22 protein-coding genes are annotated in these 24616 nt (G+C 71.2%); 9 read left to right on the top strand and 13 right to left on the bottom strand.

All coding sequences use genetic code 11. From position 1 onward, the window contains the following. Positions 1–16: 16 nt before the first annotated feature. From nirJ to GI374_RS08510, 8 genes are all read right to left on the bottom strand, one after another. A complete protein-coding gene (gene nirJ / locus GI374_RS08545) occupies positions 17–1243 on the bottom strand; it encodes a heme d1 biosynthesis radical SAM protein NirJ (RefSeq protein WP_154336613.1) in 1227 nt (408 codons plus the stop codon). 10 nt (positions 1244–1253) lie between these two features. Then, a complete protein-coding gene (locus GI374_RS08540) occupies positions 1254–1766 on the bottom strand; it encodes an AsnC family transcriptional regulator (protein ID WP_370515236.1) in 513 nt (170 codons plus the stop codon). Further along, positions 1763–2239: an Lrp/AsnC family transcriptional regulator gene (locus tag GI374_RS08535; RefSeq protein ID WP_154336611.1), complete on the bottom strand. Its 477-nt coding sequence runs from the start codon at positions 2237–2239 to the stop codon at positions 1763–1765. Before GI374_RS08535 ends, GI374_RS08540 begins: the two co-directional genes overlap by 4 nt. Next, positions 2236–3207, bottom strand: a complete 972-nt coding sequence (locus GI374_RS08530; RefSeq protein WP_154336610.1) for an AsnC family transcriptional regulator — start codon at positions 3205–3207, stop codon at positions 2236–2238. Before GI374_RS08530 ends, GI374_RS08535 begins: the two co-directional genes overlap by 4 nt. A gap of 2 nt (positions 3208–3209) precedes the next feature. Next, positions 3210–4439: a cytochrome D1 domain-containing protein gene (locus GI374_RS08525; protein ID WP_154336608.1), complete on the bottom strand. Its 1230-nt coding sequence runs from the start codon at positions 4437–4439 to the stop codon at positions 3210–3212. Then, the gene (locus tag GI374_RS08520; RefSeq protein ID WP_154336606.1) at positions 4436–4768 is read right to left on the bottom strand and encodes a cytochrome c; all 333 of its coding nucleotides are present in this window, start codon (positions 4766–4768) and stop codon (positions 4436–4438) included. Before GI374_RS08520 ends, GI374_RS08525 begins: the two co-directional genes overlap by 4 nt. After that, a complete protein-coding gene (cobA, locus tag GI374_RS08515) occupies positions 4761–5546 on the bottom strand; it encodes a uroporphyrinogen-III C-methyltransferase (RefSeq protein WP_154336605.1) in 786 nt (261 codons plus the stop codon). Before cobA ends, GI374_RS08520 begins: the two co-directional genes overlap by 8 nt. A 66-nt stretch (positions 5547–5612) precedes the next feature. Next, positions 5613–7292: a cytochrome D1 domain-containing protein gene (locus GI374_RS08510; protein WP_154336819.1), complete on the bottom strand. Its 1680-nt coding sequence runs from the start codon at positions 7290–7292 to the stop codon at positions 5613–5615. Positions 7293–7867: 575 nt separating this feature from the next. Here GI374_RS08510 and GI374_RS08505 point away from each other — a divergent pair. The 9 genes from GI374_RS08505 to GI374_RS08465 all read left to right on the top strand — a co-directional run bounded on the left by GI374_RS08505 (position 7868) and on the right by GI374_RS08465 (position 17709). Beyond that, the gene (locus tag GI374_RS08505; protein WP_154336604.1) at positions 7868–10096 is read left to right on the top strand and encodes a NosR/NirI family protein; all 2229 of its coding nucleotides are present in this window, start codon (positions 7868–7870) and stop codon (positions 10094–10096) included. Beyond that, the gene (locus GI374_RS08500) at positions 10093–11286 is read left to right on the top strand and encodes an NnrS family protein (RefSeq protein WP_154336602.1); all 1194 of its coding nucleotides are present in this window, start codon (positions 10093–10095) and stop codon (positions 11284–11286) included. Before GI374_RS08505 ends, GI374_RS08500 begins: the two co-directional genes overlap by 4 nt. After that, positions 11283–12152 carry an FAD:protein FMN transferase gene (locus GI374_RS08495; protein ID WP_154336601.1) on the top strand — a complete coding sequence of 290 codons (870 nt, stop codon included), beginning with the start codon at positions 11283–11285 and terminating at the stop codon, positions 12150–12152. Before GI374_RS08500 ends, GI374_RS08495 begins: the two co-directional genes overlap by 4 nt. 119 nt (positions 12153–12271) lie before the next feature. After that, positions 12272–12724 carry a cytochrome c gene (locus GI374_RS08490; RefSeq protein WP_154336599.1) on the top strand — a complete coding sequence of 151 codons (453 nt, stop codon included), beginning with the start codon at positions 12272–12274 and terminating at the stop codon, positions 12722–12724. Positions 12725–12740: 16 nt separating this feature from the next. Continuing rightward, positions 12741–14144, top strand: coding sequence for a cbb3-type cytochrome c oxidase subunit I (locus GI374_RS08485; protein ID WP_154336598.1), 1404 nt, complete (start codon positions 12741–12743; stop codon positions 14142–14144). A 20-nt stretch (positions 14145–14164) separates the two neighbouring features. Continuing rightward, positions 14165–14962, top strand: a complete 798-nt coding sequence (locus GI374_RS08480) for a CbbQ/NirQ/NorQ/GpvN family protein (RefSeq protein WP_154336818.1) — start codon at positions 14165–14167, stop codon at positions 14960–14962. 10 nt (positions 14963–14972) lie between these two features. Beyond that, on the top strand, positions 14973–16889 hold the full coding sequence (locus tag GI374_RS08475) for a nitric oxide reductase activation protein NorD (protein ID WP_154336596.1): 1917 nt from the start codon (positions 14973–14975) through the stop codon (positions 16887–16889). A 44-nt stretch (positions 16890–16933) separates the two neighbouring features. Then, positions 16934–17440, top strand: coding sequence for a cytochrome c oxidase subunit 3 (locus GI374_RS08470; protein WP_229583004.1), 507 nt, complete (start codon positions 16934–16936; stop codon positions 17438–17440). 5 nt (positions 17441–17445) lie between these two features. Then, complete coding sequence (locus GI374_RS08465; RefSeq protein ID WP_154336594.1) at positions 17446–17709, top strand: hypothetical protein; 264 nt, start codon at positions 17446–17448, stop codon at positions 17707–17709. On the opposite strand, the gene GI374_RS08460 is transcribed toward GI374_RS08465, so the two are convergent. From GI374_RS08460 to GI374_RS19170, 5 genes are all read right to left on the bottom strand, one after another. Continuing rightward, positions 17706–18281 (bottom strand): DUF4202 domain-containing protein, encoded by a 576-nt coding sequence (locus GI374_RS08460; RefSeq protein WP_154336593.1) that lies wholly within the window; start codon positions 18279–18281, stop codon positions 17706–17708. The two genes, GI374_RS08465 and GI374_RS08460, sit on opposite strands and share 4 nt — an antisense overlap. Further along, on the bottom strand, positions 18278–18976 hold the full coding sequence (locus tag GI374_RS08455; RefSeq protein ID WP_154336591.1) for a Crp/Fnr family transcriptional regulator: 699 nt from the start codon (positions 18974–18976) through the stop codon (positions 18278–18280). The genes GI374_RS08460 and GI374_RS08455 overlap by 4 nt, the downstream gene beginning before the upstream one ends. Positions 18977–19057: 81 nt before the next feature. Next, entirely contained in the window at positions 19058–21424 is a 2367-nt protein-coding gene (locus GI374_RS08450; protein WP_229582971.1) for a glycosyltransferase, read from the bottom strand. Further along, on the bottom strand, positions 21421–22521 hold the full coding sequence (locus GI374_RS19790; RefSeq protein WP_370515235.1) for a zinc-binding alcohol dehydrogenase: 1101 nt from the start codon (positions 22519–22521) through the stop codon (positions 21421–21423). The genes GI374_RS08450 and GI374_RS19790 overlap by 4 nt, the downstream gene beginning before the upstream one ends. Positions 22522–22531: 10 nt before the next feature. Next, the gene (locus GI374_RS19170; RefSeq protein WP_370515234.1) at positions 22532–24616 is read right to left on the bottom strand and encodes a glycosyltransferase; all 2085 of its coding nucleotides are present in this window, start codon (positions 24614–24616) and stop codon (positions 22532–22534) included.

The following is a 24616-nucleotide window of genomic DNA, read 5'->3' as shown; positions in this document are numbered from 1 at the left end:
GTCAGCCGACGAACCCTTAGAAAAACTGATGAACCGGATCATGCGACTTTCCGCGGAAGGGTGTGACGGCCAGCCGGCCGGCGTCATCCGCGACCCCGATCTCGGCATTGGAAAGGTAGCAGGCGGGGTCCTCGGCCCAGGGATCGCCGGTCAGCTGCAGCGCCCGGATGCGGGTGTTGCCGCCGCAGACCGACTGGAAGGCGCAGGCGCCGCAGCGGCCCTTGAGCGGCCGCGGCCGGGTCCGCAGCGTTGCCAGCATCGGGTCGTCGCCGGTCCACCACGCGCTGAACGGTTTCTCCTTGACCGAGCCCACGGTGTAGTCCGACCAGTAGGTGTCGGGATGCACCTTCCCCTGCGGGTCGATATTGGCGACGCCGAGGCCCGAGGAATTGCCGCCCCAGGCCTCCAGATGCCCGCGCAGGTGGGCGATCTTCTCAGGCGCGAACCGCTGCTCGACCCAGCGCATGAACCACACGGCGTCGGCGTCGTTGTTGCCGGTCACGATCTCCAGCGGCGGGCGCTTGCCGGCCACCGCTTCCCAGCCGCGCTCGATCAGCAGGTCCATCGCCCCCCGCGTATGCGCGTGCTCCTGATCCTCGCCCCGGTGCTTGTCGCCCCGACCCGCATAGACGAGGTGGCTGAGGTAGAACTTGTCCACGCCCTCGCTCTCGCAGAGGTCGAGCATCTGCGGCAGCTGGTCGCCGTTATCCTTCGTGATGGTGAAGCGCAGCCCCACCTTGACGCCCCGCGCCTTGCAGGCCCGCACCCCCTTCAGCGCATCGGCAAAGGCCCCGTCCACGCCGCGGAACCAGTCGTTCGTGGCCCCGATCCCGTCGAGCGAGATGCCGACATAGTCGAAACCCAGGGCCGCGACCCGGTCGGCATTGTCCTCGATCCCCAGCTTGGTGCCGTTGGTCGAGAGCGACAGGTGGCGGAAGTCCAGCTCGCGCGCCCGCTCGGCCAGCTGCCAGAAATCGAAGCGCGACAGCGGCTCGCCCCCCGAGAGGATCAGCGCCGGGATCCGGAACGCGGAGAGGTCGTCGAGAACGCCCATCGCCTGCTCATGCGTCAGCTCGCCCGGAAAGACGTTGTTGGACGACACCGTGTAGCAGTGGCGGCACTTGAGGTTGCAGGTGCGGGTCAGGTTCCAGATCACCACCGGCCGCACCGCCTCGGGACGGGACCGTCGCCGCGGCGGGGTCGGCTCGACCAGCTGGTGCATGTATTGGGTCAGTCGGAACATCGCTCGCCTTTCAGTCGCCGTCGCGCAGCCGCAGGCCGGTCTTCTTCAGGATACGGGTGGAATAGAGGATGTCACTGGCCGCGCAGGCATCCCCCAGCAGCGCCGCGACGTCCTGCCGCTTCGCCTCGACCTCCTCGCGGGTCGAGCCGTGCAGCATCGCAAAGAGGTTGTAGGGCCACATCGGCCGGGCGCGCGGTCGCAGATAGCAATGGGTGACGTAGGGCAGGGCGCCCACCCGCTGCCCGAGCGCCGAGGCGCGGGCGTCGTCCACGTCCCAGACGCTCATGCCATTCGCGGTCATGCCGAGCGCGTAGTGGTTCGGCGCCACGGCGATGCGGCGGATCACGCCGCGCGCCTGCATCGCCTCCATGCGCGCGATCACCTCGGCCTCGGTCAGTCCCAGCCAGCGCCCGATCTCGGCATAGGGCGCGGGGACCAGCGGCAGCCCGGCCTGCGTCGCCGTCACGATCCGGCGGTCCACCGGGTCGAGCGTCTCGGGCACCCGGTCGGCGACCTCGTTCACGCCTGCACCCGGAAGCCGATGAAGAACTCTTCCAGCTTGGGAAACATCAGCACCTCCAGCCCGGTCTCGCGCTCGATCTCGGCCGCGGTCCGGTCGATCCCCTCGGGGGTATCGGTCGCCAGCACGAACCACATGTTGAGCGCGTGGTCGCGGGCATAGTTGTGCGCGACCTCGTCATGCGCATTGACCTTTGTCACGACCGCCTCGAAATCCGCCTCCGGCACCGCCATGGCGCAGAGGCAGAAGGCGCCGCCCATCGCGGCGGCGTCGAAGAACGGGCCGAAGCGGGTGGTGGCGCCGACCTCGCGGAGCCGGGCGAGGCGGGCGATCAGCTCGGCCCCGGCGAGGCCGAGGGGTTCGGCGGCCTCGTCGAAGGGACGAGGCGAGAGCGGGAAGCCGTCCTGTAGCGCGTTGAGGATGGCGCGGTCGGTGGCGTCGAGGCTGCCCTCGGGCAGGACAGTGCGGCGGTTCATGCGGCGCGGCTTTCGATCAAGGCGCCCGTCTGCTTGAAGCAGCGGGTCGAGAACAGGGTCTTGTGCGGCACGCCCCGAAGCTCCGGCAGGGCCTCGGCGCGGGCGAGGACGGCCTCGGCCTCGGGCCGCGCGCGGGCGTGGATCATGCAGAAGAGCGGCCAGTCCCAGACCCCCGGCACGGTGCGGCGGTGATAGCAGAGGGTGACGCCGGGCACACTGGCGAGCGCCCGGCCCGCGGGTTCGATCCGCGCTTCGGGAAGCTGCCAGACGACCATGGCGTTCGCCTTCCAGCCGAGCGCGCGGTGGCGCACGATGACGCCGACGCGGGTGAGGAGGCGGGCACGGGCGAGGGTGTCGATCCGCGCGATCACTTCCGCCTCGTCACGCCCGAGAAGCGTGGCGAGCGCGGCGAAGGGCCGCGCAACCAGCGGCAGCCCCTCGGAGAGCGCCTGCATCAGCGGCCGGTCATCGCCGCGCAGCACGTCCATGTCGGCGGGCCGGTCCAGCCCGAGCGCCTCGCGCGGGCCGCTGAGGCGGAAGCCGAGGTCGATGTTGAAGGGCCGCAGGAGGGGCAGGGAGAGGACCGGCAGCCGCGCGCCCTCACCGATCCGCGCGAGGCTGCGGCCGAGTTCGGCGCTGTCCGGGGCGGTGGCCACGAACCACAGGTTCCAGCGGTCCTCGCGCAGATAGGAGTGGTTGACGCCCGGCTCCCGACCGACCACCGCCGCGACCTCCTCGATGCGGTCTTCGGGAATGGCGAGCGCGGCCAGGGTCGAGGCCCCGGCGGTGTTTGGCCGGCAGGTCGCGCCGACGCGGGCGATGCGGCCCGTCTCGCGCAACCGGCGCAGGCGCGCCAGCACCTCGGCCTCCGTGCTCCCGAGCGCCTGGGCCATCGCCGCGAAGGGCTGCGGGACCAGCGGCAGGTCCCGCTGGAACTCGTCGAGAAGGCGGGTGTCGAGCGCGTCCATCCTCACAGCCCCGACCTATGGGCGCGATGGGTGAAGAAGATGCCCGAGGGCGCCTGCGCCCCGATCTCGCCCAGCTTCTCGTAGGTGCGGGTGTCATAGATCACGACCTTGTTGTCGTCGCGCGCCGAGAGCCAGACCTCGCGGCCACGCGGCGCGAACTCCATGTGCAGCACGCCTGCGCCGGGCTCGAGCGTCTCGATCACCTCATGCGTCACCGCGTCGATCACCTGCACCTTGCCGTTGTCGGGCGGCGCGAAGTTGACCCAGAGCTCGCGCCCGTCAGGCCGCGCCACGACGAATACCGGCTGCCCCGCGACCTCCGTGCGCCCGGCCTCCTCGCGCGTCGCGGCATCCACCCACAGCACCTGATGCAGCCCGACCGCCGGCAGCGCCCAGCTTTCGCCGGTCAGCGTAAAGCCTTGCAGATGCGGCATCTTGTAGACCGGCAGGTCGGGCTCGTTTTTGCCGTAGTCGGGCAGGAAACGCTCGGCCAGCGGCTCGTCGGCCCAGAGGTCGATGGCGCTGAGCCCCTTCTCGCCGAAGAGGCCGACGATATACGTCCGCGACCCCGCCATCAGCGCGTCGTAGGGGTTCGCGCCCACGTCCTCGATCCGCGTGATCTCGGGGTTCGCCGGGTCGTCAGAATGGTCCAGCACCCAGACCTCGCCCGAATCCCAGCCCGCCACGACGAAGCGCGAGCCGGGCGCGTCGGCCAGCCCCACGGTCTTGCCGCCCATCGGGATGTCCGCCACCGACGCGAGCGTTTCCGCGTCGAATACCCGCACACCGCCCGGCTCGTAGTTCGACACCGCGACCAGCCGGCCGTCGTCGCTGATCGCGCCGCCGATGGCGTTGCCGGCCTGGATGATCCTCGCCTCGATGGCGCAGGCGAGGATGTCCACCTTGCTCAAGCCGCCGTCGCGGCCGAAGACATAGGCGTAACGCTCGTCGGGCGAGAAGGTGAGGCTGGCGTGCGAGAGGTCGCCCAGCCCCTCGACCCGGCAGAGCGCCGCGCGGTCCGAGCGGTCCACGACGAGGACCGATCCGGTCGCGCGCTCGATCACCACGCCTAGGTCGCCGGTCGCGCGCAGCAGTTCGGGCGGGACGGACGGCGGGGCAGGGACCGGCACCGCCGGGACCTCGACGCCCGCCGGGGTGCCGGGCACCGTCTGGGCGACGGCGCCAAGCGGCAGCGTCAGGGCGACGGCGAGGGCGGCGAGGGGTCGGGTCATTCGGTCTTGTCCTCCAGCAGCCAGCGGGCGATCCACAGCGCCTCGGCCTCGGTAATCAGCGGCCGCCAGGGTGGCATGGCGGTGCCGGGGATGCCGTCGAGCACGATCTCGGCCAGCCCCTCCGGGTCGCGGCCCGCGAGCGCCTCGGGCGTGATCGCGGTGCCGAGGCCGCCCTTCATTGTCAGCCCGTGGCAGGAGCCGCAATCCTGCACGACCATGTGCTGCAACTGCGCCGCACGTTCCGCCGAGATCTCGCCGGTGGGCGCCGCGCCCGCCGCGAGGGTCGCCGCCACCGCGAGGGCCGCGCCGCGAAGGCGCCGCTCAGCCATTGGCGGCCACGATCCTCAGATGCGGCCCCTTGGCCGAGGGCAGGGGCAGCCCGGCCGTCGCGTAGAGGCCGGCGGTGCGGCCGATCATGAACAGCACCGGGGCGGGCATCGGGCTCGCGGCGATGTCGGCCGCGATCTGCGCCAGCGTCGAGGCCGTGCGCCGCTCGCGCGGGGTCGTCGCGCTCGCCACCGCGAGGACCGGCGTGTCGTAGGGCAACCCGTGGGCGATCAGCCGCGCCGCGATCTCGGCGATGTTGCCGGCGCCCATGTAGACCACGAGCGTCGTGTCGGGGTTCGCCAGCGAGGCCCAGTCGAGGTCGAGCGCGCCATCCTCGGCCCGGTGGCCGGTGACGTAGCGCACGCCGGTTGCGAGCCCGCGATGCGTCAGCGGCACGCCGGTCGAGGCGGCCGCGCCCTGGGCCGAGGTGATGCCGGGGACATAAGCGTAGGACACGCGCGCGGCGGCCAGTTCCTCGGCCTCCTCGCTGCCGCGGCCGAAGATCAGCGGGTCGCCGCCCTTGAGGCGCGCAACGGTCAGCCCCTCACGCGCGAGCTCGACCAGCAGCGCGTTGATCCGCTCCTGCGGCACGGAATGGTTGCCGGCCTCCTTGCCGACGGAGATCCGGCGCGTCCCGGCGGGGACGAGCGCCATGATCTCGGGCGAGACCAGACGGTCATAGACCACCACATCGGCGCTCTCGATCAGCCGCAGCGCCTTGACGGTCAGCAGGTCGGGGTCGCCCGGTCCTGCGCCGATGAGGAAGACCTTGCCCGTCATCCGTCACTCCCGTGTCTGGGGTGGGCCGGGGGGCTGGCGCCCCCCGGCGGGTTTCAACCGGAACGATCAGTAAACGTCGTTCTGGGTGTTGTAGACGTTGAACTTGCCGGTCGGCGTGATCAGGCGCGGGTCCTTGATGACGTGCTTCAGCTCAAGCGTCGCATCGTCAACCACGACGATCGCCGATTCCTCGTCCTTGCCGTTCCAGAGCGAGAACCAGACCTCGGTGCCGTCCTTGTTGAACTCGCCCTGCACGACGCGCGGCTGGCCCTCGGTGATCTCGGCCCATTCCGCGAGCGGCAGGGTGATGATCTCCGGGTCCGAGCCGTCGCCGGGCATCTCGTCGATCTTGAACACCGCGACCGAGCCCGAGATTTCCGCTTCGGGGTTCAGCGTGGCGTCCACGTAGAGGTGGTTCGACTTGCCGGGGAAGGTCTTCACGAACAGCGAGCCGCCGCCGAGCGCCGGGAAGCTGTCCACGATCTGCCATGCCTGGTCGGGATGGCCCTCCGGGTCGGTGCCGATCAGCGCCACCGAGTCGTCGCCGAGGTGCGAAGTCGCCCAGACCGGCCCGAAGGTCGGATGCTCGAAGTTGGCGCCGCGGCCCGGATGCGGGGTCTCGCCGCCGGTCTCGGTGATGGCCTCGAGGCGGCCTTCCTGGGTGTCGATCACCACCAGCTTGCCGCGCGCGTTCGCCGCGGTGATGAAGTAGCGCTTGGTGCTGTCGAGGCCGCCGTCATGCAGGAACCGCTCGGCCTCGATCTCGGTGATCTTGAGGTTCTCGAGGTCGGTGTAGTCGACCAGCTGGATCTTGCCGGTCTCCTTGATGTTGACGAGGAACTCGGGCCGGAAATGCGAGGACAGGATCGCCGCCACGCGCGGCTCGGGGTGGTAGGTCTGCTCGTCATAGATCATGCCGCGGGTCGAGACGATCTTCAGCGGCTCGAGCGTGGCGCCGTCCATGATGACGTATTGCGGCGGCCAGTAACCCCCGGCGATGGCGTAGCGGTCCTCCCAGCCCTCGAACTTCGAGGTCTCGACGGAGCGCGCCTCGAGGCCGATCTTCAGCGTGGCGACCACCGAGGGGTCCTCGGCCCAGAGGTCGATCATGTCGACCTTGGCATCGCGGCCGATGACGAAGAGATAGCGCCCCGAGGCCGACATGCGGCTGATGTGGACGGCGTAGCCGGTGTCGATGACCTTGCGGATCTCGTAGGTGCTGCCGTCGATCAGCGCGATCTGGCCGGCGTCGCGCAGCGTCACCGAGAACAGGTTCTCGATGTCCCAGTCGTTCATCTTCTCGGTCGGGCGCTCCTCAGGCGGGATGAACACCTGCCACGAGTTCATCATCTCGGGCATGCCCCATTCCGGAGGCGCGGCCGGGTCGTTCAGCAGGTAGTTCGCCATCAGCGTCACCTGCTCCTCGGTCAGTTCGCCCGAGGTGCCCCAGTTCGGCATGCCCGCGGGCGAGCCGTAGGTGATGAAGCTGTGCAGGTAGTCGAAGCCCAGCTCGCGCGTCAGGTCGGGCGTCAGCGCCTTGCCGGTCGCGCCGTTGCGCAGCACGCCGTGGCAGCCCGCGCAACGCTCGAAGTAGATGGTGTTGGCCTCGTCGAATTCGACCTGGGACAGCGTCGGGACGCCCTCGGGGGCGCCGGGAACCGCCAGTTGCTCCTGTGCCAGCGTGGTCAGCGCGGGCTCGTACTGGTCCTGCGGCTTCGAGGTGTGGTCCTGGACCTCCGACTCCATCACCTTCTGCTCTTCGGTCGTGAGCTGCGCGCCTTGCGAGCGCGGCGCGATCTCCACCTCGGTGTCGGGTCCGGCGATCGGACCGGTGACGGCGTTCAGATCGGCCGCGGCCTCGGTCCCGGCGGCGTCGCGGGCGGCCTCGCCTGCCGCGGCATCGGTCGCGGGCGCGTCGGTCGCGGGGGCATCTGCCGCCGGGGCGTCGGCGCCGGCCGCGTCGCCCGCGGGGGCCTCGGCGGCCGGCGCGGGGGCGGCGGCGTCGGGGGCGTCGGCTGCGGGAGCAGCCGTGTCGGGCGCCGGCGCGGGCGCCTGGGCGACCGCAAAGCCCGAGCCGAGGACGAGCGCAAGCGCCGCCGAGGCCCAGAGCGAGGTATGTTTCGCGGGGGTTGGCATGGAACAGTCACTCCCTGGTGTGGTGAGGCACAGCTTCGCGCATAGGGAGAGAGCAATCAACTTTCCTTGACTTCGGTTAAGGATGGCCCCGTCTCCCCTGGCGCAAGATCGCGCTGACCGGAACCAGCGGCCTGTGGTTCGGTTCCCTCCGCGTCCCCTTGGCCGCGTCCGCCGCGAAGGAAACCATGTCCTCCTCTCCGCGCCTCCGCCCGTTCCGCCGCCTTCTCCTCGCGCTCGGCCTCGCCGCCGCCACGCTGGGTCCGGGCCAGATCGCGACGGCGCAGACCGCCGACCGCGGCGTCCTGCGCGGCGACACGGTGCCGGCCGCCCAACCGACCGACGCCCTCGCCGCCGACCTCTTCGGCGTCCCCGAGGAGGGCCTCGCGCTGGCCCGGGTCGAGCAGCCGCCCGCCTGGCGGGCCTCGGCCGGTGGCCAGCCCCTCGGCCTCGTCGGCTCGACCTGGGAGCTGGCCGAGTCGCTCGGCTATTCCGGCCGCCCGCTCGACGTGCTGGTCGCCGTCACCCCCGCGGGCGTGATCGCGGGCGCGCGGCTGATGCGCCATAACGAGCCGGTGCTGACGCTCGGCATCTCCGACGCCGACATCGCCACCTATGTGGACGGGTTCGCCGGCTTCGACATGCGGCAGGCGGCGGCCGGCGGCAACACGCTCGCCCATTCGGACGCCCTGCCCGACGTCATCAGCCGCGCCACCGTGACGACCGGCGTCATCCGCGACGCGATCCTCAGGACCGCGCGCATCCTGACGCTGGCGCAGGGCGTCGGCGGCGGCGGGCCGGTGGACCGCGTGGGCTACGCGCCCGCCGACTGGGCGGCGCTCGTCCAGATGGGCGCGCTCGGCCACGCCACCGCCACGATGGCGGAGGCCGCCGAAGCCTTCGCCGCGTCGCGGCGGCCGGTCACGCCGTCCGACCGGCAGTTCCTCGACCTCTGGGCCGGGGTGATCGACCCGCCCACGATCGGGCGCAACCTGCTGGGCCCCGCGCGCTTCGCCGAGGCCGCCGCCGCGCTCGCGCCCGATCAGGCGCTGCTGCTGGTGGCGACGAACGGCCTGACCGGGCATCGGGGCACCGAATGGCGCCGCTCGGGCCGGTTCGAGCGCGTGACCGTCTCGCAGGCGGGGCGCAGCTTCACGCCGACCGCCGAGGGCTCGGCCCGTATCGCGGGTCTCGAGGCCGAAGGCGCGCCGAGCTTCCGCGAGATCAGCCTCTTTCCCATCCCTGCCGACCCGGAGGCAGGCGGCTTCGACCTGACGCAGCCCCTCGATGTCACCGTGACCAGCACCCGCGAGGCCGCGGACGGAACGGAGATCGCCTTTCCGGTGACGGTCACGACCGCGATTCCGGCGCAGTTCATCCAGGCCCCGCCCGCGCCCGAGACCCCCCTCTGGGTCGAGTTCTGGCAAGTCAAGAAGCCGCAGATCGCGGTCGTGGGGGCGATGCTGCTGGTCCTCGCGCTGATCCTCTTCGGGCAGGAATGGCTGGTGCGCCGGACCCGCCTCTATCCGTGGGTGCGACTGGGTTATCTCAGCGTGACCCTCGTCGTCCTCGGCTGGGGCCTCGGGGCGCAGCTCTCGGTCGTGCAGGTGGTGGCGTTCCTCCACGCGCTGCTCTCGGGCTTCCGCTGGGAGACGTTCCTCGTCGCGCCGCTGATCTTCATCCTGTGGAGCGCGGTCGCCCTCGGGATGCTGTTCTGGGGCCGCGGCGTCTTCTGCGGCTGGCTCTGCCCCTTCGGCGCGTTGCAGGAACTGGTCAACGCCGCCGCCGTGCGGCTGGGCGTCAAGCAGATCGCGGTCCCGCAGGCTCTGCATGAGCGGCTGTGGGTCATCAAGTATTCGCTGTTCGTCGCCATCGTCGCGCTCAGCTTCTACTCGATGCAGCACGCGCTGATCCTGGCCGAGGTCGAGCCGTTCAAGACCGCGATCTCGATGCGCTTCCTGCGGCCCTGGCCCTTCGTCGCCTATGCCCTGGCGCTGCTGACTGCCTCGCTCTTCATCGAGCGGTTCTTCTGCCGCTACGTCTGCCCGCTGGGCGCGGGCCTCGCGATCCCGGCGAAACTGAAGATCTTCGACTGGTTGAAGCGCCGGCCGCAATGCGGGCGCGAGTGCCGGCTCTGCGAGACGCGCTGCCCGGTCGGCGCGATCGACGCGCTGGGGCGGATCAACGCCAACGAATGCCATCTCTGCCTGCGCTGCCAGGTCATCATGGACGATCCGAACACCTGCCCGGTGCTCAAGCGCCGGGCCCGCGGTGCGCCCACCGGCGGGCAGCATCCCTCGGGCGCCCATGCCGCCCCGGTCCCGCCGCTGGTGCCGCCGCCGGTCACGCCGGGGCCGACGGTCACGGCCCGCTCGGCCCAGCCCCCTGCCTTCCGTTCGACACAGGTGCATCCATGAGTCCCCTCCTTCTCCGCGACGGCTGGCGCGTGTTCTTCGTCGCCGCCGGCCTTTATGCCGTCTTCGCGATGCTGGTCTGGCTGCTCTATCTCGGCGTCCATGCCGCGGGCGGCATGATGTCCGACCTGCCCTTCGCCGCGGCACCGCATCTGTGGCACGGGCACGAGATGATCTTCGGCTTCGCCACCGCGGCGCTCGGCGGCTTCTTCCTGACCGCGGTGCCGAACTGGACCGGAGCGAAATCCGCGCCGGCGCGCTTCATCGGCATCGTCGCCGGGTTGTGGCTCGCGGGACGGATCGCGGTGTGGTTCTCGGGCGACCTGCCGCTGTGGCTGGTGGCGGTGGTGGATCTTGCCTTCCTGCCGGTGCTGGCGGCGAAGGTGCTGACGCAGCTGCTCAAGCGGCCGAAGCCGCAGAACATGATGTTTCTGCTGCTGCTGTCGTTGGTCTGGACGGCGAACCTGCTGGTGCATCTCGATTGGATGGGCATCGCCTCGACCGAGTATCAGGGGCTGCGCGCCGGGCTGCTGGGCGTCTGCGCGATGATCGCGGTCCTCGGCGGTCGCGTGACCCCCGCCTTCACCCGCAACGCGCTGCTGCGCGCCGGCGTGGACGAGAGCGCGCTGCCGGTCTCGCGCCGGCCGGCCGAGATGGCGGGGATCGCGCTGCCGATCCTGACCGCGCTCGCCGCGCTCGCCGGTCTGTCCGCGGGGATCACCGGCACGCTCGCCCTCGCCGCCGGGAGCGTGGCGGCGGTGCGGCTGGCGGGATGGCGGACGGCGCGGACGCTGGGCGACCCGATCGTCTGGGCGCTGCATCTGGGCTACGCGATGCTGGCGCTCGGGCTGATCGCCTGGGGGCTGGCGGAACTGGGCTATGGCTTTGAGGTCGCCGCGCTCCACATCCTCGGCATCGGCGCCGTGGGCGGCATGACGCTCGCCGTCATGAGCCGCGCCTCGATCGGCCATTCGGGGCGTCCGCTGGTCGCGCCCGGCCCGGTCGCGCTCGGCTACGCGATGATCCCCGCGGCGGTGGCGCTGCGGTGGGCGGCTTCGACCTGGCCGGGAGGCTTCTACTACATCGGCACCCTTGGCGCGGGGCTGCTCTGGTGTCTGGCCTTCACGCTCTACCTGATCGCGCTCTGGCCGATCTGGACCACCCCGCGCCGCCCGGCGGAGGGCGCGACATGATCGGGCGCCGCCGTTTCCTCGCACTCAGCGCCTGCGCCCTTGCGCTGCCCGCGCAGGCGGCGGTGCCGCGGCGGGAGTGGCGCGGCCTGGCCCTCGGCGCGGATGTGGTGCTGCGGGTGGAGGGGGCGGAGGCGGGCCGCGCCCGCGCCTTCTTCGCGGAGGCGGCCCGCGCGCTGCGCTCGGTCGAGGACCGCTTCTCGCTCTATCGCGGCTCGGACCTGCGCCGCCTCAACGCCATCGGCAGGCTTTCGCGCCCCCCGGCGGAGTTCCGGCACCTGCTGACCCTCGCCCGTGCCGTCCACGATGCGACCGGCGGCGCCTTCGATCCCACGGTGCAGCCGCTCTGGCAGGCGGTGCGGGAGGGCAGGGCGCCCGACCGCGCCCTGCTGGGCTTTGCCGCGGTGTCGGTCTCGGAGGCCGAGGTCCGGCTGCCGCGGCCAGGCATGGCGCTGACGCTGAACGGGATCGCGCAGGGCTGGGCCGCGGACCGGCTGGCGGCGGTGGCGCTGCGGCATGGTCTGGGCGAGGTGCTGATCGACACCGGCGAAATCGTCGGCACCGGGCGCGACTGGGACGCGGGCATTGCGGCGCCGGACGGCAGGATGCTGCGCCGGCTCACGCTGCGCGACCGCGCCCTTGCGACCTCGGCGCCGCTCGGCACCCGCATCGGCCCCGAGGGCGACGCGCCGCATATCCTCGACCCCAGGGGCGGGGCGCCGCGATGGTCGCTCGCCTCCGTCAGCGCGCCCTCGGCCGCGCTCGCCGACGCGCTCTCGACGGCGGCCTGCGTCATGGACCGGCGCGCGATCGACCGCGCCCTCGCGGCCTTCCCCGGCACGCGGCTCGAGCTGCTGGCGCCCGCATGATGCATCTCTGCCCCAGTCCGCGGCGAGAGAAAAACCCCGGGTTTGACTTTCGTTAAGGCTGTGTCACGCTCGCCGCGCGATTTCGTGATCCACGCAACGGCTCGAAGGAACCCGCCGCCATGAGCGACGTCATGACCAAGAGCATGGCCCGAAACGTCTTCTACGGCGGGTCACTGTTCTTCATAGCCATCTTCGGCGCGCTGTCCGTCCACAGCCATCTCCACGCCAGGAACGTCTCGACCGATCCCGCCATGCTCACCGACAGCGTCGCCGCCGGAAAGCTGGTGTGGGAGAACAAGGCCTGCATCAACTGCCACACGCTGTTGGGCGAGGGCGCCTACTTCGCCCCCGAACTCGGCAACGTCATGGCGCGCTGGGGCGTGCGGGACGACCCCGAGGCGGCGATGGAGGCGCTGAAGGCCTGGATGGACGCGATGCCGACCGGGATCGAGGGGCGGCGGCAGATGCCTGGGTTCAACCTGTCGGACGACGAATACCGCGCGCTGGCCGACTTCCTGCTGTTCGTGAACTCGGTCGACACGCAGGGCTGGCCGCCGAACGACGCCGGCTGAGAGGGGACAGAACATCATGAAATACTCCACCCAAAGCGTCGCCTACTGGTACTTCGTTGCGGCGATGGCGCTCTTCGGGCTGCAGGTCATCTTCGGCCTGACCATGGGCTACATGTATGTCCGCCCGAACTTCCTGGCCGAAATCGCGCCCTTCAACATCGTGCGGATGCTGCACACCAACGCGCTGATCGTCTGGCTGCTGCTGGGCTTCTTCGGCGCTGCCTACTTCCTCGTGCCCGAGGAGGCCGAGCGCGAGATCCACTCGCCCGCGATCGCCTATCTGCAGCTCATCATCCTCGTCGTGGGGACGCTGGGCGCGGTGCTGACCTACATCTTCAACTGGTTCCACGGAAACTACTTCCTCGGCACCCAGGGGCGCGAGTTCCTCGAGCAGCCCACCTGGGTCAAGATCGGCATCGTCGTGGCGGCGCTGCTGTTCCTGTGGAACGTCACCATGACCGTAGCCAAGGGCCGCAAGACCGCGGTCAGCACCATCCTGCTGATGGGCCTCTGGGGTCTGGCGCTGCTGTTCCTCTTCGCCTTCTACAACCCGCACAACATCGTGCTGGACAAGATGTACTGGTGGTATGTCGTCCACCTGTGGGTCGAGGGCGTGTGGGAGCTCATCATGGCCGCGATCCTCGCGTTCCTGATGCTCAAGCTCACCGGCGTGGACCGCGAGATCGTCGAGAAATGGCTCTATGTCATCGTCGCGACGGCCCTCTTCTCGGGCATCCTCGGGACCGGGCATCACTACTTCTGGATCGGCCTGCCGGCCTACTGGCAGTGGATCGGCTCGATCTTCTCGAGCTTCGAGGTCGTGCCCTTCTTCGCCATGATGTCCTTCGGCTTCGTGATGGTCTGGAAGGGCCGCCGCGACCACCCGAACAAGGCCGCGATGCTGTGGAGCCTCGGCTGCACCGTGCTGGCGTTCTTCGGCGCCGGGGTCTGGGGCTTCATGCACACGCTGCACGGGGTGAACTACTACACCCACGGCACCCAGATCACGGCGGCGCACGGCCACCTGGCCTTCTACGGCGCCTATGTCTGCCTGGTGCTGGCGATCGTCACCTATGCGATGCCGCTGCTGCGGGGCCGCGATCCCTACAACCAAGTGCTGAACATGGCCAGCTTCTGGCTGCTCTCGGGCGGCATGCTGTTCATGACCTTCACGCTGACCTTCGCCGGCACCGTGCAGACCCACCTTCAAAGGGTGAACGGCGAGGCCTACATGGACGTCCAGGACCAGCTTCTCATTTTCTACTGGATGCGGTTCGGGTCGGGTGTCGCCGTGGTGGTGGGCGCGCTGCTCTTCATCTACTCGGTGCTCGTCGTCCGCAGCGAGGTGGTCGATCCCGGCCCGCTGCAGCGCAGGATCGAAGAGGAGGCGCATGATCCCCGCGCCACCCCGGCCGAGTGAGGAGCCCTGACGTGAACGTCATGACCAACGACACGGAGGGGGCCTCGGCCCCCTTCTACCTTCCCCAGGGCGACGAGGTCGCGCTGTTCGAGGCGGCCGCCGCCAACGACCTGCCGGTTCTGCTGAAAGGCCCGACCGGCTGCGGCAAGACCCGCTTCGTCACCCACATGGCCGCGCGCCTCGGGCGGCCGCTCTATACCGTCGCCTGCCACGACGACCTCTCGGCCGCCGACCTGATCGGGCGCTACCTGCTCAAGGGCGGCGAGACCGTCTGGGTGGACGGGCCGCTGACCCGCGCGGTGCGCGAGGGGGCGATCTGCTATCTCGACGAGGTGGTGGAGGCCCGCAAGGACGTGACCGTGGTGCTGCACCCGCTGACCGACGACCGGCGCATCCTGCCGATCGACCGCACCGGCGAGGAGTTGCAGGCCGCGCCTGGCTTCATGCTGGTGGCGAGCTACAACCCCGGCTACCAGAACATCCTCAAGACCCTGAAGCCCTCCACCCGGCAGCGCTTCCTGGCGATGGAGTTCGACTTCCCCGCGCCCGCCGCCGAGACCGCGATCGTGGTGCAGGAGAGCGGGCTGGATCAGGCCCGGGCCGCGCAGCTCGTGCGGCTGGCGGGCAAGCTGCGGGCGCTGAAGGGGCAGGACCTGGAAGAGGGGGTTTCGACCCGCCTCGTGGTCTATGCCGCGACGCTCATCGCGGGCGGCATGGCGCTGCCCCGCGCCATCGAGGCGGCGATGATCGAACCGCTGACCGACGACGCCGAGGTCAAGCGCGGCTTGCAGGACCTCGTGGTCGCGGTCTTCGGCTGAGGCTGGGGCGATGGCGGCGGGCTGGCGCGAGATCGAGTTCTGGGAGCCGGAGGAATCGGTCGGCAAGCTGTGGCACGGCTGGGCCTCGGGCCTCGACGCGCCCGAAAGCCATGACACCGCGCGGGTCCACCTGCCCGAGGTCGCGGGCCGCCTCGCGGTCCTCTTCCGCGGCCTCGGCGGCGCCCATTCGGTCGAGATCCGCGCCGCCGCCGACCGCGTCAGCCGCCACCGCCTGAGCTGGCGGCGGCGGCTCGGCAACGCGGTCGAGGTCACCCCGCAGGCCGAGTTCGACGGCGAGATCCTGCGCCTGCCGGCCTCGCTCGCGGTGATGCCCGCGCGCGAGGCGAATGGCGCGCTCTATCTCTGGCTCGCCGCCGCCGCCGCCCATGCGGTGCCGGCGGCGGCCGAGGATGACCCGCTGCGCGCCGACCTCGCCCGCCTCGCCGCGGTCGAGGCCACCATCAACGCGACGCTGGACGCCGCCCCCGGCCTCGCGCCGCTCTACCAAGAGTTGCGCGCCCTGACCCTCGCGACGCGGCCGGTCGGCAAGCTGCCCGAGGCCGAGGCGGCGGTCGAGGCGCTCGTCCGTCACATGCTGGGCGACGATGCGCCCCTGCCGCCGCTCGCCACGGACCCGCCGGGCGAGGCGCCCAAGGGCTACCGCGCCATGCGCCCCGTGGTCCTCTGGCCGCACACCGGCACCTCCACCCACTCCGCCGCCACCCGCGTCGAGAGCCGCGAGACCGAAGGCGCGCCCGATGTCTCCGAGGGTCCCGAAAAGACCGTCCGCGCCAAGCGCCGCGAGAGCGATCAGGCCGAGCGGCGCGACAGCCTCATCATCAGCCGCTTCGAGGCGATCCTGAGCTGGGCCGAGTTCCTCAACCTCAACCGCCGGGTCGAGGATGACGACCACGACGATGCGAGGAAGGCGCTCGACGATCAGGAGGAGCTGGGTCTCGGCCAGATCAGCAAGGCCCCGGCCACGCGGCTCAAGGTCCATCTCGACCTCGCGCCCGAGGACGTGGACCGCGAGGCGCTTGCGGGCGTCTTCACCTATCCCGAATGGGAGGCGCGCTCGGGCAAGTACCTGCCCGCCCATGTCCGCGTGCTGGAAAACGACATCGACCCCGAGCGCCTGGGCGATTTCACCTTCGACGCCCGCGCCCGCCGACGCATCCGCGCCGTCCGCCGCCAGTTCGAGGCGCTGCGGCCGGGGCGGGTGACGACCTCCGGCCACCGCGACGGCGACGAGCTGGACCTCGACGCCACCGTCCGCCGCGAGGTCGGCCTCAAGGTTGCGGGCGAGGGCAGCGACCGCATCTGGAAGCGCACCGACCCGCAGGCGCGCGACCTCGCGGTGGCGATCCTGCTCGACATCTCGCGCTCGACCGAGAGCGCGGTGACGGGCCGCCCGGTGATTGACGTCGAGCGCGAGGCGCTTGCGGCCCTCGCCTGGGGGCTGGACGCCTGCGGCGACCGGGTGATGGTGCAGGCGTTTTCCAGCCTGCGCCGCGAGCGGGTCTTCGTCACCACCTGCAAACGCTTCGACGAACCCATGAGCGCCACGATCGAGAGCCGCATCGCCGGCCTGCGCCCCTGCTTCTACACCCGCCTCGGCGCCGGCATCCGCCATGCCTCGGCGGGCCTCGCGGCGGAGGCGAAGAAGCGGCGGCTGCTCATCGTCATCACCGACGGCAAGCCCAACGACCTCGACCATTACGAGGGCCGCCACGGCATCGAGGACAGCGCGATGGCGGTGCGCGAGGCGCGGCGCGCGGGCCAAGCGGTCTTCGGCATTGCCGTGGATCGTGACGGCAAGTCGTGGTTCCCGCGGCTCTTCGGGCAGGGAGGCCATGCGCTGATCGCGGACCCGGATCGCCTTCCCGAGGCGCTGCCGCAGATCTACCGCCAGCTGGTCGGGGCGTGACCGGGGCGGCCGACCCGGCCCGCCGACCGCTGCCGGGCGACCTGATGATGTGGGTGCTGATCGTCAGCGAACTCGCGGTGTTCAGCGCCGGGCTGCTGGCCTTCCTCGCCGTGCGCCTCGCGGACCCCGCGGGCTTCGCCGCGGCGCAGGACCAGCTTCATCGCGTCTCGGCCGGGATCAACACCGCCGTCCTCGTGACCTCCGGCTGGTTCGCCGCCCGCGCCGTGAGCGACACCGAGGCCAGGCGCAACCGCGCGGCCCGTTGGAACCTCCTTGCGGCGGGTCTGCTGGGGATCGTGTTCCTGATCCTCAAGGGCGTCGAATACGCCGACGCCGCCGCCAAGGGTCTCGGCACCGAGACCCACGCCTTCTTCACCTTCTACTACCTGCTGACCGGCTTTCACGCCGCGCATGTCGTGGCGGGCGTGATCGTCCTCGCCCTCGTGGCGATCCGGCTGAAGCCCGATCAGGTCGAGGCCGGGGCGCAGTTCTGGCATATGGTGGACCTGGTCTGGGTGATCCTGTTTCCGATCATCTACCTGCTGCGGTGAGGGTGATGCGCGATCCTCTCACCCGCGCCTGGATCTGGCTGCTGGTCCTCTCGGCCGCCTCCACCGCCATTGCGATCTTCCTGCCCGGCCTCGCGCCCGACGCGCTGCGGCTGACAGGGGTAGCGATCCTGATCCTTGCCTGGATGAAGGCGCGGGTGATCCTTGGCACCTATCTCGGCCTCGCGGATTATCCGGCCGTGGGGCGCGGTTTCGGTCTGGCGCTCGGCCTCGTGATGGCGGTGGCCTTCGGCCTCTATCTCGCCGCCTAGCGCGCCCCCTCGAGCGCGCGGAACGCCTCCGCGAAGGCATCCGGCATCGGGAACTCCTCGAGTGCGCGTGCCCGCGCCTCAGGCGACATCTTCCGCGCGGTCCGCTCAATGATCTTCAGCAGCGCGTCGGGGTCCTGCGTGCTGGCAAAATCGCCCAGATAATGGCGGATGAAGGTGAAGCAGGCCACGTCCTCGAGCGCCTGCACCTCGGGGTCGCGCTTGATTCCCTCCTTGCGCAACATCCGCCCGGCGGCCTCGGCCTCGGCCTCGCCGTAGCCTGCCGCGCGCATGATACCCATGACGCGGTCCGCGTGCCGCCGCCCCTGCTCGCGCCGCCAGGCGAGATAGCCCTCGCGGCCCGGCGGAAACTCGGCCCGCGGCAGCAGCCAGCGTTCGATATGCTGCCCGCGGCAGGCGATCCTGAGCGACTCGGAGGCGCCGGGATGCATCCGCTCCTGCTCCTGCGTCATGCGGCGGCCGTAGAGCAACTCGCCCGGCTCACTGTTCTCGCGCCGGGGATCGGCGGCGTTGGCGGCGTCGATGGCGGCGAAGGCGGTCTCGAGTCGGGTCATCGGCTCCATGCCTTTCCGGGGTCGTCCGAGGCGAGGTCGCGCAGCGCCTCGAGGCTCTCGATCCGCGCGGTGTTGCTGTCGATCTGCACCCCGTGTTCGCGCAGGCGGGCGAAGGCGCGCGACAGGCTTTCGGGCTTCATGCCGAGCCGCCCGGCGATCAGCGCCTTGTTGTAGGGCAGCGTCACCTCGCAGGCGCCGTCCTCGCAGCGGGCGAGGTCGGCGAGGAACATCGCCACCCGCTGCAGCCCCGAGCGGGCCTTGAGCTGCTCGACCTGGTTCAGCAGGTGCTGAAGGTGGACATAGGTCGCCGACAGCAGCGCGATGGCGATCTGCGGGTTCTCCTGCATCTTCTGGCGCAGCCGCGCGGCGTCGATCCGCACGAGGGTCGCGTCGGTGATCGCCTCGGCCGAGAGCGGGTAGGGCAGCTCGCGCAGCGCCACCGCCTCGCCGAAGCTGCGGCCGCGCGTCAGGACCGACACCACGGCCTCGTTGCCGCTGGGCGTCACGCGGTAGAGCTTGACCCAGCCCTCGGCCAGGATGAACACCGCCTGCGCGGGCTCCCCCTGCAGGAAAATCGTCGAGCCGGCCGCGATGCGCCGCACGCTCGCTTCGGCCAGCACCTGATCCTGCAGGGCGGGCGGCGCGGTCTCGAGGATCGCGGCGCGCCGGACGATGGCGTCGATGGCAGGGTCCAAGCGTCAGACCTCGGCTGGGGCGCGGCGGAGCGCCGGGAGAGCAAGCGTTTGGGTAGCGGTCCGGGCCGCCCGCCGCAACCGTCATCGCGCCGTGGCGACAAGCCCGGAGCGCCGCAGCGCGCCGGCGAGGCCCGGATCGACGGCGCGGGCACCGCCGCGCGGATCGGGACCGAGGAGGCCGTTCGGACACATGCGGTCGTCGTCCCAGCCGGGATGGTCGGCGACGGGGTAGAGGCAGATGCCCTCGACCGGCACCCCGCGGGCGCGCGCGCGGACGGTCTCGGCGGCGACATAGTCGAACCACGGGCCGCGGCGCGGGCCTTCGGTGCCGGTCTCGGCGATCATCATCGGCCGGCCGTAGCGCGCCGCGACCTCGACCAGCAGGTCCGAGAGCGGGCGGTAGATCACGTCGTCCACGTCCACCGGAAGACCGCCGTGGATCCACTGGTTGTTCCAGTAATAGTTGACGCCGACGATATCGAGGAACGAGGGATCGCCGCCGATCTGCGGCCACATCCAGCCGCCCAGCAGCTCGAAGGCCTGGAACTGGGCGTCGTGCCAGCCCTGCGCCTCCCAGCGGGGGCGGCCGGTCCAGTCGACGTGGTGGATGGCGATCAGCGGCTCGGCATGGACGAAGCGGGCGCGCGGGTCCACGGCGCGCAGCTCGATCATCGCGGCGATCGAGGCGCGGGCGAGCTGGCATTTCAGCTCCCAGCCGCGTCCGGCGCCGTAGGGGTTGAGATAGCGCGCATCGCCGCCGGCCCAGGCGAAGAAGCTGATCTCGTTGACCGGGCACCAGAAGGGGGTTTCATCCGTCAGGCCGCGGATGTGCTCGGCCACGGCGCGGGCGTAGCGGGCGAAGCGGTGGACGAAGTCGGGGCGGTAGATGTCGATGTCCTCGGGCCAGCCGTAATGCAGCAGGTCCCAGATCACCTGCGTGCCGGTATCCCGCGCGGCCTCGACCATCGACGTAAGGCTGGAGAAGTCGTAGCTGCCGCCGCGGTCGATCAGGTGCCACCGCGCGCCGTCGCGGCAGGCGTGGATGCCGAGCGAGGCAAGCTGGCGATAGTCCTGCGCCGCGTGGGCATCGTGGCCGGTGGCGGCGAGCAGGTCGCGGTGGTGGGTCCAGCCGACGCGGTGGGTCGAGCATTCCCAGCCGCCGAGGACGAAACTGCGGAACAGGCTCGGCGGCGGCGCGGGCGGCACCTCGGCCAGCACCTCATGGATCAGCGCCTGCCATCGCGGGACGACGACCTCGGCCGAGTAGCTGGCCTCGACATGCGCGCGCAGGCCATTGCCGAGGCGGGCGCGCAGGCGCGGCTCGCGGATCAGGCGCAGCATGGCGGCGGCGACGGCGGCGGGGTCCTCGTGCGGGACGAAGAGGCCTGTCTCGCCGTGCACGATCTGCTGCAGCGCGCCGTTGTCGGGGGTGGCGATCACCGGCAGCCGGGCCGCCCCGGCCTCGGCAATGACATGCGGCATCCCCTCGCCGCGGCTGAGCCAGCAGAAGCCGTCCATCGCCGCCATGAGGTCGGGCACGTCGCGCCGGTCGCCGGTGAAGATCAGGCGCCCGGCAAGGCCGAGGGCCGCCGCGCGGCCGCGCAACTCCTCGGCATATTCCGGCATGAAGGCATCCGGCCCGCCGACGACGACGAAGCGCGCCTTCGCCTCCTTCGCCGCAACCGCCGCCGCGGCCTCGATGAAATCCTCGACCCGCTTCTTGCGGTCCAGCCGCCCGACCCAGCCGATCAGCACCTCGCCCGGCGCCACCCCGAGCGTCGCCCGCGCCGGACCGCGCGCTTCCGGCCGGAACTCCGTAAGGTCCACCATCGACGGAATCTCGATCGCGTGCTGCGGCCGGTCGGGCATCCGCGACGCCGCGGCCTCGCGGATGTTGTCGCAGACGCCGACATAGCGGGCGGTGAAGTGCTTCGGCCCGGACAGCGCCTCGCGCACGAGCCCGCCATGCTCGATCAGCGGCGGCCGCAGCTTCAGCCGCTCGAGCGCGGGGTAGATGTCGGCCACGTCCTGACAGGAGATAACCACGTCATAGCCCGGCAGCCTGCGGCGCAGGTAGTCGACCGTGTCCTCGAAGCTCATCTCGTAGGCCGCGGTATCCACGTGGATGCCGAGGTCGCGCAGCTGGTCGTGCGACTGGTCCGGCATCCCCTCCTTGCGGAAGCAGGGGATCACGTCGATGCGGTAGCGCTCGCGGGGCAGGTTGGGGGCCAGCAGCCGCACCTCGGTCTCCTCGCCGCCGACCACCAGCCACGCAAAGACGAAGAGGATGCGGATTTTTCCGGCGTCCGGATGCGGCTGCGGGAAGTGGTCGGGCGGGATGGTGCCCCAGACGTGTTCGGTCGCCTGCGCGCCGTGATGCGCGGGCTCCGCGCCCGCTTCCGGCGCTTCGGTCAGCATCGCCGCGTTCTGTTCCAGTTCGAGGGTCATGTCGCGTCGAACACGATCTGGAGGAACTCGGGCCGTTCGGCGACGAGGTGGCGCAGGAAGTCCGGGGCCTCGTCGAAGGGCACCACATGGGTGATCATGTGCTGCCGGATCGCCACGCCCTCGCGTTCCAGCAGCCGGACCGTCTCGGCCGCCAGCCGCCGCTGGTCCCAGGCATGGGCGAGCGGCCGCGGCATGCGGCTGATCTGGGCGCAGCGGATCGAGAGGCCGTTGTGGTGGAACTCCTCGCCCAGCCGCGTCTCGCCGAGGCCCCCCTGATAGAAGGCGAGGTCGATCACCGTCCCCTGCGGCCTCAGCGCCCGCAGCGCGCGGTTCAGGCTGTCCGAGCGCGCGCGGGTCTGGAAGACGTATTCCGCGCCCCTGCCGCCGACCCGGTGGTGCCACGCCGATTTCGCGTAATGCACCGCCTCCTCCTCGCCCATCGCCAGAAAGCCCATGCGCCGCGCAAGGTCCTGCCGGAACGGCGACGGGTCCACCACGACGACCTCGGCCGCGCCGCCCCGCCGGGCGAAGAGCGCGCAGAAGAGACCCACGGTGCCGCCGCCCCAGACCAGCACCGGCCGGCCCTCGACGCCCGCGCCGAGATGCGGAACGTTGGCGCCGAACTGCTCGGCATCGGCATGCAGGATGCCGTTCGCCGCGATCGGGCCCATCTGCGCGACGAAGATGCCGAGCATCGGGTCCATTCCCTCGGGCAGCTTCAGCAGCAGGTCATGCGCCGGGTTCGCGGTGTGGCCGGTCTTGTGGCCGAAGGTCGAGGCGACGACATCCCCCTGCCGGAAACCCGCCGCGCGGGAGTCGCAGACGCGGCCGACCTCCATGTAGCCGAGGAAGTTGACCGGGAAGCGGGCCGAGGGCTCGCCCGGCACGAAGACGCCGCGCTCGCCGTCCCAGCGGCTGTGCAGATAGGGGTTGGTGCCCTTGAGGAAGGTGAGTTCCGTTCCGGCGCTGAGGCCGGTGTAGAGCAGGTCGAGGCGCACCTGCCCGTCGCCCGCGGGCCCCTCGTCATAGCCGAAGAAGAACGGCTGGCCCTCGACCTCGATGCCGAGGCTGCGGATGTGGCGGTGTTCGGTCGGCACTGTCGGGGCCTTACGCAAGGGCCGCACGAAAGATGGGCTGCGGGTCAGCCCGCAGCCCCTCCATCTTCACGAGGGCGCCCTCACGCGCCGAGCGGCTGATGGCGAGGGCGACGCGGTGCGTCTCGAGCGCCTCGGCATAGGGGCAGCGGATGCGGTTCTCGCGGCCCATGACCGCCTCGACGAAGTCGCGGTCCTCGCGCCAGACGGGATCGCCCTCGGCCCGGCGCACCGGGCGGCCCTGGCCCGTGTCCACCATCAGGTCGAAATCGGTGATCTCGAGCGCGAGCGCGTCGGCGAAGACATGCAGGCCGACGCGGTGGTTCCACCGCAGCAGGCAGGTCGCGGCGAGGTTCGCGAGCGCGCCCGAGGCGAAGCGCAGCGTGGCGGCGGTGGCGGTCGGCACCGTCAGGCCCGTGAAATCCTCGCGGTCGCGGCGGGCGCTGAGGCCGAAGACCTCGGTCACGTCGCCCGCGAGGAAGCGCGCGGCGTCGATGATATGCGTCGCCTGCTCGACCACCTGCCCGCCGCAGCGGTCCTCGCGCCACCACCATTCGGGCGGCGGCGTCTGGTCGATCCAGAAGCCCTGCATCAGATGCGCCGGGTTGCGCGCCAGATGCGCGCGGGCCTCGTCCATCGTGTCGAGATAGCGCCAGTGATAGCCGACGGCGGTGACAAGGCCCGCGGTCTCGACCTCGGCCGCGATCTCCTCGGCGAGGTCGAGGTCGAGCGAGATGGGCTTTTCCACGAAGAACGGCAGGCCGCTGGCGATGCAGGCGCGCTCGGGGGCGCCGTGTGCGAAGGGGGGGACGCAGATATAGACGGCGTCGAGGTCCTCGCGGGCGAGCATCGCCTCGTGGTCGGCATAGGGTGTCGCGTTCATGCGGCGGGCGGCGTCCTCGGCCCGGCCGATGTCGGGGTCGGCAATCGCCACAACCTCGACATCGGGCATGGTCTCCAGCACCCCGAAATGGCGGTGGGCGATGCCGCCCGCGCCGATGAAGCCCAGTCTGACGTGGTGCATAGGTCCCTCGTTCCGGCGCCGCTTCAGGGCGGCCTCGTAGATGCGTCTGGTGTCCGCGGCCATGCGCGCGGCGGTGAATTGCTGCCGCCACCGCGCCTGCTGCAACGCCGCAACGGCGGCTGCGCGATCCGGTTCCGCAAGCGCCTCGGCCAGCGCGGCGGCAAGCGCGCGGGCGTCGCCCTGCGGCACCAGCCAGGGGTGATCGGGGCCGAGCGCCTCAAGCGTGCCGCCGATGCGCGTGGCGACGACGGGCAGGCCCGCCGACATGGACTCGAGCGCGACCAGCGGCAGCCCCTCGAAGGCGGAGGGGAGGGCGAGGACCGAGGCCCGCGCCATCAGGTCGGGCACATCGTCGCGGCGGCCGAGGAAGGCGACGGCATCGGCGATGCCGAGGCGGGCGGCGCGGCGGCGCAGGACAGGTTCGAGCGGGCCGTTGCCGACCAGCATGAGGCGCGCATCGGGACGCTGCCGCAGCAGGCGGGCGAAGGCCGAGAGCAGCGTCGCGTGCAGCTTCTGCGGCGTGAAGCGGGCGACGCAGAGGATGGTGGGGCCGTCCGGCCGCCGCTGGCGAGGGGTCGCGGCGATGCCGTTCGGCACGCAGGCGAGCGGCAGGCGCGGCCCCGGCATCGGCGCGAGCGCCCGCCGCCACCCAAGGCCCGCCGCCCGCGAGACGGCGATCACCGCGTCCACATCGGCGGAAGCCTCCGCATACTCGGCCACCTGAGCCGGGTCATTCAGCAGCCACGGCAGATGCTCGGTCCTGACCACCGCCGCGCCCGCAGCCGAAGCGGCGGCGGTGAGCGGATGCCCCTCCCAGCCGATCCCGGCATGGACATGGACGAGGTCGGGCGCGCAGGCGGCAATCGCCTCGCACCAGTCTTCCGCGACCATCCGCGCCACCAGTCCAAGCCCGTCGGCGCGCCGCGCCAGCAGCCGCCCGGCGTCGTGGTCGCAGAAGGCCAGCGTGACCACCGCCCCACGCGCGAGTTCGGCCGCGAGCGTCAGCATGTGCTCGCCCACCCCGGACGGCTCGGGGCTGTCGGTCGCCAGCAGCAGGCGCAGCGGTCGCGCCAC

Source organism: Paracoccus sp. S-4012, assembly GCF_009674885.1.
Classification (GTDB): Bacteria; Pseudomonadota; Alphaproteobacteria; order Rhodobacterales; family Rhodobacteraceae; genus Paracoccus.
The sequence above is the reverse complement of the archived record's forward strand: the minus strand, read 5'-3'. Positions and strand labels throughout refer to the sequence as shown.

Coding starts and splice junctions, on each gene's coding strand:
- nirJ (WP_154336613.1), bottom strand. CDS start 1,243: ATGTTCCGACTGACCCAATACATGCACCAGCTGGTCGAGCCGACCCCG.
- GI374_RS08535 (WP_154336611.1), bottom strand. CDS start 2,239: ATGAACCGCCGCACTGTCCTGCCCGAGGGCAGCCTCGACGCCACCGAC.
- GI374_RS08530 (WP_154336610.1), bottom strand. CDS start 3,207: ATGGACGCGCTCGACACCCGCCTTCTCGACGAGTTCCAGCGGGACCTG.
- GI374_RS08525 (WP_154336608.1), bottom strand. CDS start 4,439: ATGACCCGACCCCTCGCCGCCCTCGCCGTCGCCCTGACGCTGCCGCTT.
- GI374_RS08520 (WP_154336606.1), bottom strand. CDS start 4,768: ATGGCTGAGCGGCGCCTTCGCGGCGCGGCCCTCGCGGTGGCGGCGACC.
- cobA (WP_154336605.1), bottom strand. CDS start 5,546: ATGACGGGCAAGGTCTTCCTCATCGGCGCAGGACCGGGCGACCCCGAC.
- GI374_RS08510 (WP_154336819.1), bottom strand. CDS start 7,292: ATGGAGTCGGAGGTCCAGGACCACACCTCGAAGCCGCAGGACCAGTAC.
- GI374_RS08505 (WP_154336604.1), top strand. CDS start 7,868: ATGTCCTCCTCTCCGCGCCTCCGCCCGTTCCGCCGCCTTCTCCTCGCG.
- GI374_RS08500 (WP_154336602.1), top strand. CDS start 10,093: ATGAGTCCCCTCCTTCTCCGCGACGGCTGGCGCGTGTTCTTCGTCGCC.
- GI374_RS08495 (WP_154336601.1), top strand. CDS start 11,283: ATGATCGGGCGCCGCCGTTTCCTCGCACTCAGCGCCTGCGCCCTTGCG.
- GI374_RS08490 (WP_154336599.1), top strand. CDS start 12,272: ATGAGCGACGTCATGACCAAGAGCATGGCCCGAAACGTCTTCTACGGC.
- GI374_RS08485 (WP_154336598.1), top strand. CDS start 12,741: ATGAAATACTCCACCCAAAGCGTCGCCTACTGGTACTTCGTTGCGGCG.
- GI374_RS08480 (WP_154336818.1), top strand. CDS start 14,165: ATGACCAACGACACGGAGGGGGCCTCGGCCCCCTTCTACCTTCCCCAG.
- GI374_RS08475 (WP_154336596.1), top strand. CDS start 14,973: ATGGCGGCGGGCTGGCGCGAGATCGAGTTCTGGGAGCCGGAGGAATCG.
- GI374_RS08470 (WP_229583004.1), top strand. CDS start 16,934: ATGATGTGGGTGCTGATCGTCAGCGAACTCGCGGTGTTCAGCGCCGGG.
- GI374_RS08465 (WP_154336594.1), top strand. CDS start 17,446: ATGCGCGATCCTCTCACCCGCGCCTGGATCTGGCTGCTGGTCCTCTCG.
- GI374_RS08460 (WP_154336593.1), bottom strand. CDS start 18,281: ATGACCCGACTCGAGACCGCCTTCGCCGCCATCGACGCCGCCAACGCC.
- GI374_RS08450 (WP_229582971.1), bottom strand. CDS start 21,424: ATGACCCTCGAACTGGAACAGAACGCGGCGATGCTGACCGAAGCGCCG.